Annotated in this window: 10 protein-coding genes and 2 pseudogenes; 6 read left to right on the forward strand and 6 right to left on the reverse strand. The window is 58.3% G+C overall.

The features are described 5' to 3' along the window. Positions 1 to 14: 14 nt before the first annotated feature. Positions 15 to 443, reverse strand: coding sequence for a hypothetical protein (locus ACTD9P_RS22470; RefSeq protein ID WP_438869402.1), 429 nt, complete (start codon positions 441 to 443; stop codon positions 15 to 17). Between the two features lie 165 nt (positions 444 to 608). Here ACTD9P_RS22470 and ACTD9P_RS22475 point away from each other — a divergent pair, with 165 nt between their 5' ends. Then, positions 609 to 1,622 (forward strand): ABC transporter substrate-binding protein, encoded by a 1,014-nt coding sequence (locus ACTD9P_RS22475; RefSeq protein ID WP_438869403.1) that lies wholly within the window; start codon positions 609 to 611, stop codon positions 1,620 to 1,622. Between the two features lie 145 nt (positions 1,623 to 1,767). Here ACTD9P_RS22475 and ACTD9P_RS22480 read toward each other — a convergent pair whose 3' ends face one another. Then, positions 1,768 to 2,556: an AraC family transcriptional regulator gene (locus ACTD9P_RS22480; protein WP_438869404.1), complete on the reverse strand. Its 789-nt coding sequence runs from the start codon at positions 2,554 to 2,556 to the stop codon at positions 1,768 to 1,770. Positions 2,557 to 2,641: 85 nt separating this feature from the next. Here ACTD9P_RS22480 and ACTD9P_RS22485 point away from each other — a divergent pair, with 85 nt between their 5' ends. The 4 genes from ACTD9P_RS22485 to ACTD9P_RS22500 all read left to right on the forward strand — a co-directional run bounded on the left by ACTD9P_RS22485 (position 2,642) and on the right by ACTD9P_RS22500 (position 5,755). After that, a complete protein-coding gene (locus tag ACTD9P_RS22485; RefSeq protein WP_438869405.1) occupies positions 2,642 to 3,640 on the forward strand; it encodes a bile acid:sodium symporter family protein in 999 nt (332 codons plus the stop codon). Between the two features lie 86 nt (positions 3,641 to 3,726). Beyond that, on the forward strand, positions 3,727 to 4,089 hold the full coding sequence (locus tag ACTD9P_RS22490) for a type 1 fimbrial protein (RefSeq protein ID WP_438869406.1): 363 nt from the start codon (positions 3,727 to 3,729) through the stop codon (positions 4,087 to 4,089). Between the two features lie 111 nt (positions 4,090 to 4,200). Then, the gene (locus tag ACTD9P_RS22495; RefSeq protein ID WP_056858073.1) at positions 4,201 to 5,385 is read left to right on the forward strand and encodes a sugar transporter; all 1,185 of its coding nucleotides are present in this window, start codon (positions 4,201 to 4,203) and stop codon (positions 5,383 to 5,385) included. A 13-nt stretch (positions 5,386 to 5,398) separates the two neighbouring features. After that, positions 5,399 to 5,755: a lysozyme inhibitor LprI family protein gene (locus ACTD9P_RS22500; protein ID WP_438869407.1), complete on the forward strand. Its 357-nt coding sequence runs from the start codon at positions 5,399 to 5,401 to the stop codon at positions 5,753 to 5,755. Between the two features lie 60 nt (positions 5,756 to 5,815). On the opposite strand, the gene ACTD9P_RS22505 is transcribed toward ACTD9P_RS22500, so the two are convergent. Further along, on the reverse strand, positions 5,816 to 6,064 hold the full coding sequence (locus tag ACTD9P_RS22505) for a hypothetical protein (RefSeq protein ID WP_056858072.1): 249 nt from the start codon (positions 6,062 to 6,064) through the stop codon (positions 5,816 to 5,818). A 527-nt stretch (positions 6,065 to 6,591) separates the two neighbouring features. Beyond that, positions 6,592 to 6,936: pseudogene (locus ACTD9P_RS22510) on the reverse strand (transaldolase family protein); the annotation flags it as partial. A gap of 5 nt (positions 6,937 to 6,941) precedes the next feature. On the opposite strand from ACTD9P_RS22510, the pseudogene ACTD9P_RS22515 reads away from it, so the two are divergent. Beyond that, positions 6,942 to 7,085 (forward strand): annotated as a pseudogene (locus tag ACTD9P_RS22515) (sugar transporter); the annotation flags it as partial. 143 nt (positions 7,086 to 7,228) lie between these two features. Here the strand turns inward: ACTD9P_RS22515 and ACTD9P_RS22520 are convergent. Then, positions 7,229 to 7,447 (reverse strand): hypothetical protein, encoded by a 219-nt coding sequence (locus ACTD9P_RS22520; RefSeq protein ID WP_438869408.1) that lies wholly within the window; start codon positions 7,445 to 7,447, stop codon positions 7,229 to 7,231. A gap of 332 nt (positions 7,448 to 7,779) precedes the next feature. Continuing rightward, positions 7,780 to 8,016: a hypothetical protein gene (locus tag ACTD9P_RS22525; RefSeq protein WP_438869409.1), complete on the reverse strand. Its 237-nt coding sequence runs from the start codon at positions 8,014 to 8,016 to the stop codon at positions 7,780 to 7,782. Between the last annotated feature and the right edge of the window lie 267 nt (positions 8,017 to 8,283).

An 8,283-nucleotide genomic window follows, 5' to 3' on the forward strand; every position in this document is an offset into this window, starting at 1 on the left:
GCCACAAGACTAGGTCAGGCGGCCTGCGGCTGGATGTGCAACTGCCCATCCACATCCTTGACCAACCCACTGGCCAAAAACAGCGGCGCCACACGCTTGTGCAACTGCGGCTCGACAAACTCCTTCACCGTCTCCAGCACCAACACACCACTGAGCGGCAACTCGGCCTTGGTGTAGGACAGCCACGCTTTCTTCAACACCATCAACACATCACTGCCCGCCGTGGAGGCAAAGCGGCGGTGCGTGGGTTTGCCGTCGAAGTTGAAGGTGTGCTGGAACGCGTAGCCGGTTTCGTCACCGTTGGCGGCGGCGCAGCGCACGCAGGTGCATGGGCCATCGCCGAATGCGCTGCGCAGGTAAGCGTTGAAGTCCACCACGGGCTTGAGTGACAGGCGCTTATCGACCTCGAACAGATCCCCAGTCATTTTATCGTCAGTGTTCAACGTCCATTTCCTCGCAGGTTGGCAGGTGTATTTCAAAGCGCGGCACAATAACAGCCACACGGCATTTTGGGGATGATTAGCATAACAATAGATCCCGATATTCTTTTCCAGTCTTAAAATTCGTCGCTAGGCTCTATCACCTTCTCGAAAACGCGGCAGATTCCCATGACTTTCAAGCGTTCCTCCCTGACCCTGTTGGCCGCGTCCCTGGCGGCCGCGAGCGCCTTGCTCAGCCCCGGCGCCCAGGCCGAAGGCAAGATCAGCATTGCCCAGCAATTCGGTATCGGCTACCTGATCCTCGACGTGGTGCGCGACCAGCACCTGATCGAAAAACATGGCAAGGAGCAGGGTCTGGATATCCAGGTGGAATGGAACAGCATATCCGGCGCTACCGCCATGAATGAATCGCTGCTGGCCGGCGCCCTGGATGTGGTCTCGGCCGGTGTGCCGCCGATGCTCACCCTCTGGGACCGCACCAAGGGCAAGCAAAACGTCAAGGCCATCGCCTCCCTCGGTTCGATGCCCAATTACCTGCTGACCAATAACCCCAACGTGAAGACCTTGCAGGACTTCACCGACAAAGACCGCATCGCCGTGCCTGCCGCTGGCGTAGGCTTCCAGTCGCGTACCTTGCAGATCGAGACCGCCAAGCTGTTCGGCGATGCCAATTTCAAGAAGTTTGATGACATCTCCATCAGCCTGGCCCACCCGGATGCCACGGCGGCGTTGATTGCCGGTGGTTCGGAGATCAATTCACACTTCTCCAGCCCGCCGTTTCAGTATCAGGAGTTGTTGAACCCTAACGTGCACAAGGTGCTCAGTTCCTACGACATTCTTGGCGGGCAGGCTTCGTTTAATGTGCTCTATACCACGCAGAAATTTCACGATGAAAACCCCAAGACCTACAAGGCGTTTTATGACGCGCTGGCGGAGGCCGAGAAGATCATCAAGGCTGACAAGCCAGCGGCAGCCAAGACGTATATTCGCGTAGAGGAATCCAAGCTGCCGCTGGATCTGGTGGAGAAAATCGTTCAGGACCCGGAAATCGACTTCACCATCGTGCCGCAGCGTACGTTTATCTATGCCCAGAAGTTACAGGAACTGGGCGTGCTGAAGAACAAGGCGGCGAGCTGGAAGGATTACTTCTTTGAGGAAGCCCATGGTGGTGATGGCAGCTAAGCGCCTTTTTTGAACTGAAATACAGTCAAAGTGTGGGAGCGGGCTTGCTCGCGAATGCGGTGTGTCAGTCGGCAGATTCATTGGCTGGTCCACCGTATTCGCGAGCAAGCCCGCTCCCACAATTGGATCTCCTGCACCTGTTAGGTCAGCGGAAGAACTCACCCGGCGTAGACTCAAACTGCTGCCGAAACGCATTGATAAACGCCGACGTCGACTCATACCCACACCCCAGCGCCACATCCGTTACCCGCTCGCCTTGCTCCAGCGCGGGCAGGGCGCTCAGCAAGCGCAGGCGCTGACGCCAGGCGCGAAAGGTCAGCCCGGTGTCACTCAAAAACAACCGGCTCAGGGTCTTTTCACTGACCCCAAGCTTCTGGCTCCAATCCCCCAGGGTGGTCTGCTGCTCCGGGTGCAGGTTCAGGCCGCGATAAATCTGCCGCAGCCGTGGGTCATGGGGCAACGGCAGCATCAAATCCACCTGGGGCGCGGCCGCAAGCTGGTCGAGCACCACCTGGGCCAGCCGCCCGTCCGGCCCGTCTACGGCATATTCCACCGGCAACTCGCTGAAACTGCGGATCAACTCGCGTAACAAACTGCTCACCTCCAGCACCTGGCAACGCTCGGCCGCCCAGGCGGTGACGCTGCAATCGAGGTAGAGGCTGCGCATTTCCGTGTGCGGTGAGCTGAACACCCGGTGCGGTACGCCCGCAGGAATCCACACGGCGCGCTGGGGCGGGGCGACGAAACGGCCGACACTGGTCTGGATCTCCAGCACCCCCGAAATCGCATACGACAACTGCACCCACGGGTGGCTGTGCCGGCGGGTCAGCGCGCGGTTGGGCAGCGATTCGGTGCGCCCGTACACCGGGCGCGGCAGGCTGGAAAGCCCGGGCACACTGCGTCGGACCGTCTTGTCATGTCCTTTAGGCGGCATTTACTGGCTCATTGGCGTTAGTCGGTAACAAACCATTACGTTAGAGTCGCAGCGATGCTCTTGGCAACCCCTGGAAGATTTGCTTATGACCCGCCCGCGTTTTCTACCTGACAACTTCACCCTGACCCTGATCGCCACGGTGATCCTCGCGTCATTGCTGCCCGCCAGCGGCCAGACCGCCGTGGCCTTCGGCTGGGTGACTAACCTGGCCATCGCGCTGCTGTTTTTCCTGCACGGCGCCAAGCTGTCGCGCCAGGCTATCGTTGCCGGTGCCGGGCACTGGCGCCTGCATTTGCTGGTGTTCAGCCTGACCTTTGTACTGTTCCCGTTGCTGGGCCTGGCGCTCAAGCCGCTGCTGTCGCCGCTGATCGGCAATGACCTGTACATGGGCATGCTGTATCTGTGTGCGCTGCCGGCCACGGTGCAATCGGCGATTGCCTTCACCTCGCTGGCGCGCGGCAACATCCCCGCAGCCATCTGCAGCGCAGCGGCTTCCAGCCTGTTCGGCATCTTCCTGACGCCGTTGCTGGTGACCTTGCTGCTTAACGTGCATGGCGATGGCGGCTCCACGGTCGACGCCATCCTGAAAATCAGCGTGCAACTGTTGCTGCCCTTCGTGGCGGGCCAAATCGCCCGACGCTGGATTGGTGAGTGGGTGGGGCGTAACAAGTCCTGGCTGAAGTTCGTCGACCAGGGCTCGATTCTGCTGGTGGTGTATGGCGCGTTCAGCGAAGCGGTCAACGAAGGCATCTGGCACCAGATCCCTCTGTGGGAGCTGGGCGGTCTGGTCGTCGCCTGCTGCGTGTTGCTGGCCTTGGTGCTGGTGGCGTCCACCGTGCTGGGCAAGGCGTTTGGCTTCAGCCAGGAAGACCGCATCACCATCCTGTTCTGCGGCTCGAAGAAAAGCCTGGCCACCGGCGTACCGATGGCCCAGGTGCTGTTCGCCGGCGCGAGCATGGGCGTGCTGATTTTGCCGTTGATGCTGTTTCACCAGATCCAGTTGATGGTCTGTGCGGCGTTGGCGCAGCGTTATGCCAAGCGCCCGGAAAGCATCCCAGAGATGATGGGCCAGGTCGATCCGTGATCCAGCGCACACCTTGGCGCGATTGACCTCAAGTTAACGCCCGCGCAGACGACTTCCTTATTGAGAGCCCAATAAGGAGTGTCGGCATGAACGTTAAAGGTATTTCGCTGTTTACCGGCCTGTTTTGCCTATGGGCGGGCGCCTGTGGTGCCGCGCAGACCATAGGGCAGGGCACCATTCAGTTTCGCGGCGCCATCGTCGAACCTGGCTGTGCGACAAATGCGCGCAGTGGCGCGGTGATGGAGTTGACCGGGTGCGCCAGTTCCAATCGCGGCAGCCGCTTCGAGGTGCGCAATATGGCGCCAGTGGCCAGCGTCAACGCCGCCCATGTAAAGCTGGTGGCAGACAGCGGCGACGGGCGTTATTACAACCAGCGCTACCTGCTGGTGGATGCTGCCGGTAAGCCGATCCAGTCGGGCAACTACGTGATTACCATGACCTCGCCCTAAGCTTTGGGGCGACGATCCGCGTCAACAGCGAGCCAAGAAACCTATAGAATGCTCGGCGGCGGCGCTGTTCTGCGCGGCCGTTGGATCATCGCCAGAGTATCTCGCCCGTCAATGAGCATTTCAGCCGCCACCCCCCAAGCCAATTGGCAACCGGTCATCGCCTTGGCGCTGGCCGCCTTTGTGTTCAATACCACCGAATTCGTGCCCGTGGGGCTGCTCAGCGCCATCGGTGCGAGCTTCGACATGCCCATCGCCAACGTCGGCCTGATGCTCACCATCTATGCCTGGATCGTCTCGTTGACCTCGCTGCCGGTGATGCTGCTGACGCGTAACGTCGAGCGGCGCAAATTGCTGATCGTGCTGTTCGGCCTGTTTATCGCCAGTCATATCCTCTCCAGCGTCGCCAACAGTTTTGGCCTGCTGATGGTCAGTCGTATCGGCATTGCGTTGTCCCACGCGCTGTTCTGGTCGATTACCGCGTCCCTGGCCGTGCGCCTGGCGCCGGAAGGCAAACAGGTGCAAGCCCTTGGGTTGTTGGCTACTGGCACGTCCCTTGCGATGGTGTTGGGCATCCCGCTGGGCCGTCTGCTCGGTGAAGCCATGGGCTGGCGCACTACCTTTCTGGTGATCGCCGCGTTTGCTGCCGCGCTGGTGTTCTGGCTGGCGCGCACCTTGCCGCCGCTGCCGAGCCAGAACTCCGGCTCGCTGCGCAGCCTGCCGTTGCTGTTCAAACGCCCGGCACTGGTGGCGCTGTACGTGCTCACCGCCATGACCGTCACCGCGCAATTTACCGCCTACAGCTACATCGAACCCTTCGTTGAAGGCGTGGCCGGTTTGGGCGGTGGCGCCGTGACCCTGATTTTGCTGGTGTTCGGCGGCGCGGGCATCATCGGCTCGCTGCTGTTCAGCCTGGTACACCGTTTCAACCCGCATATCTTCGTGGTCAGCGCGGTGTTCCTGCTCGCGGCCTGCTTGACCCTGATGCTGCCCTTGAGCGGCGCCGAGTCGTACCTGGTGGTATTGAGCATTTTCTGGGGCATGGCGATCATGGGCTTCGGCCTGGCGATGCAATCGAAGGTGCTGGTGCTGGCACCGGACGCCACCGACGTGGCCATGGCAATGTTCTCCGGCATCTACAATATCGGCATCGGCGGCGGCGCCCTGATGGGCAGCTGGGTCGGCAGTCACTTCGGCTTCGCCTGGATCGGCGTGGCGGGCGGGGCGTTGGCGGCGGTGGCGTTGATCGGGTATTGCCTGGCGATTCGCAAGTTCGGGACGGGTGTGGTGCGTAACTGAGGAGTAACGATTGATGATCAAACCTGCTGTTTTCGCGATGCTTGCCAGCGTGTCTGCGCTGTTGTTCAGCCCTTCGAGCGTTGCCGCCAGTTTCGACTGCGCCAAGGCTCGGGCACCTGACGAAATCACCGTCTGTAAAAATGTCAGCCTCAACGACCAGGACGTGACCATGGCGTTGCTCTACGACTTGAACAAGCACTTCATGGCCATGGGCGGGCGCGGTTCATTGATGGACGGGCAGGCCGAGTGGCTCAAGCAGCGGCATGCCTGCGGGGCTAAAGTCAGTTGCCTGAGCGCTGCTTATACGCAGCGGATTGGCATGTTGCGCGGGTTCATTGATGAGCGGGTGATGACGAAAGGGCCGTTTTGAGTCGTTCCAGACGCGGCAGTTAGAGGGCGACCAAGAGGTCGCCCGTTTTTCTTTACAGCCCTACGCTCGCAATCTTCGCCCAATCACATCGAGTAAATCGCAACCGTCACGCAGTGGAATACTCAACAGCAACGCGAAGTCCTGCAGCACGACAGCGTCGCTGCTGAGCCCATCGCGAAGCGCCAGGTTCTCCAGAAATTGAGTGACTGCCCGTATGCGAAACACCGCGGCATCATGCAGTGCGTCCAGTGGTGCCTGAGTGTCGATAAGCAGGGTAGGGATAGTGCAATCGGGGCCTGTGATGGGCATATCGATCTTGTGCGGTCATGGATCTTGCTCCTATATCTGAATGAGCCGTCACCTTCTGCCGCCAAGCAGAATTAGGGTGGCGGATTACGCAAGGTTGGCGGACCGGGGATATAGGACCCGGCACTTCCGAAGAAGTCCCTGCGCAACCCGCCATTGCACGAAATCACGGGCGCAAAAAAAGCGCCTGCAATCGTGTTGGGGGCGCTGTTGCGCCTATATCTGGTCGGACCGCCAAGTCCAATCGCAGCGTTTGCTGCGAGTTGAAAGGTTAACGTGCGAGGTTCTCAGCGGCAACAGGCAAATGGGCGGGATCTAAAATTTGGATCATTTGCCTGTGCGGCAATCTGCTTTTCTGTGGGAGCTGGCTTGTTGTGGCGAGCAGGCTTGTCCTGCGTCGGGCTGCGAAGCGGCCCCGGCTTTTTCTAGCCACCGCGTCGACTGAATGGGGCGGCTTCGCCACCCAACGCAGGACAAGCCTGCTCGCCACAAGTCAGCTCCAGCATTTGATCACATGCGGTTTTAGACCCTTATAACGCAGCCAGCACCGCCTCAAGCTTCTCCTGATCCCGCGCAAACTGGCGAATGCCTTCGGCCAGCTTCTCGGTGGCCATCGCATCTTCATTCGACGCCCAGCGGAACTGCGCTTCGGTCAATGGCTGGCGCGCTTCGCCTTCTGCGCCCGGCGCCAATTTGCGTTGCAGCACACCGTTATCGTCAGCCAGTTTTTGCAGCAGGTCCGGGCTGATGGTCAGGCGGTCGCAACCGGCCAGTTCTTCGATCTGGCTCAAGGTGCGGAAGCTGGCGCCCATGACCACGGTCTCGATTGTGTTGGCCTTCTAGTAGTTGTAGATACGCGTCACCGACTGCACGCCCTGGTATTTTGGCTCGGACCGTCACCGCACAATTCAGCGCTTATAGCTACATCGAACCCTTCGTCGAAGACGTGGCCGGCATGGGCGGTGGCGCCGTGACCCTGATTTTGCTGGTGTGCGGCGGCGCGGGCATCGTTGATCGGTTATTGCCTCGCGATTCGGCGGTTTGGGACGGGGGTAGCATCCCAATAATGCGGTTGCCGGTCCTGTTTGTTAAAAGATAGCGAATCGATACGGTGAGAGGAATAAGGTACTTTCCAATATTTTAATACCCTACGACTATCCTTATATCTCAACCTATTCTGCCGGTGTTTTTGGGCGGCAATAGTTCGTCGTCAATAGACTTTTTGGCTTCATTCAGCGAGCTTTTAGTGATTTTGCAAGTGGATCCATCTGGTCGGGTGTAAGTGTAAGCTATTACTTGACCAACCAAATTATTATTAGCGTCGTAATGCCCTCCGGTCGGGCCGTCGTGAATTTCATAACCTTTGTAGTTCTCGATAAGTGCCATATCATTCTTCCTCTTTAAGTTGTTTTATTAACCGGAAAGCAGGGGTGTAGTCTGTGAGGTGTATTCTATTTTGCAGATTGAATATAACCCTGTCTGGAAGGGGCTGGTACTGTCAGACCTCACAGGTTTATATGCTTTTTACCGATATAATTGGATGTTAGGTTACGTCAGAACTGGCCGTTATCTTTAGCGGGTTTTCGCAGAACGGCCTCATACCTGCGGCTCTTGGAGTGGGCTGTCTGAGCAATTCCTATAAGCAGCGAATTAGGATGTTGCGCAGATGATTGTGTCCGTATTTGAATGACAAATACAGCCGGGTTTTCATTTGCACATCAGCAAATGCGCTCGCTTAGTCGTGATGGGTTTGCTGGGGGGGGAGGAGGCGCGATCTTCAGATCAACATAGCTTTTTGCCTGGGCTAACGTCGATTGGGTCAGGCTTCTTTCTCCTTTTGGGCTGATGACCGTGTAGGCCGTGGATTGATCGACCAGGTTGTTATTGCTGTCGTAACGACCGCCCGTTAGTCCCTCTTCAATTTGAAAACCCCTGTAAGTTTCGACGATTGGCATGGTAATGCTCCTTTTAAGGTGGTTTGCCACCACAGACTAATAAGCATCATTGGCGCCGTATACTGTGATAATTCACAGGTTTTTATAACGGTTTGCGATAAGTTTACGTTGATCGTTCCCAGGCGAGGCATACATACATCCTGTAACGCTTAGTGTCACTAACCCAAGAGCGGACGCAGAGCGTGGGAACATTGGCAATCTGCTTTTCTGTGGGAGCGGGCTTGCTCGCGAATGCGGTGGGTCAGTTACAGATGAGTTGACTGACAC

It is taken from the genome of Pseudomonas onubensis (assembly GCF_965653655.1).
In the GTDB taxonomy this organism is placed as follows: Bacteria; Pseudomonadota; Gammaproteobacteria; order Pseudomonadales; family Pseudomonadaceae; genus Aquipseudomonas.

Excerpts from the sequence above, each read along its gene's own strand:
- ACTD9P_RS22475 (WP_438869403.1), top strand. The coding sequence starts at position 609 with ATGACTTTCAAGCGTTCCTCCCTGACCCTGTTGGCCGCGTCCCTGGCG.
- ACTD9P_RS22480 (WP_438869404.1), bottom strand. The coding sequence starts at position 2,556 with ATGCCGCCTAAAGGACATGACAAGACGGTCCGACGCAGTGTGCCCGGG.
- ACTD9P_RS22485 (WP_438869405.1), top strand. The coding sequence starts at position 2,642 with ATGACCCGCCCGCGTTTTCTACCTGACAACTTCACCCTGACCCTGATC.
- ACTD9P_RS22490 (WP_438869406.1), top strand. The coding sequence starts at position 3,727 with ATGAACGTTAAAGGTATTTCGCTGTTTACCGGCCTGTTTTGCCTATGG.
- ACTD9P_RS22495 (WP_056858073.1), top strand. The coding sequence starts at position 4,201 with ATGAGCATTTCAGCCGCCACCCCCCAAGCCAATTGGCAACCGGTCATC.
- ACTD9P_RS22500 (WP_438869407.1), top strand. The coding sequence starts at position 5,399 with ATGATCAAACCTGCTGTTTTCGCGATGCTTGCCAGCGTGTCTGCGCTG.
- ACTD9P_RS22505 (WP_056858072.1), bottom strand. The coding sequence starts at position 6,064 with ATGCCCATCACAGGCCCCGATTGCACTATCCCTACCCTGCTTATCGAC.
- ACTD9P_RS22520 (WP_438869408.1), bottom strand. The coding sequence starts at position 7,447 with ATGGCACTTATCGAGAACTACAAAGGTTATGAAATTCACGACGGCCCG.
- ACTD9P_RS22525 (WP_438869409.1), bottom strand. The coding sequence starts at position 8,016 with ATGCCAATCGTCGAAACTTACAGGGGTTTTCAAATTGAAGAGGGACTA.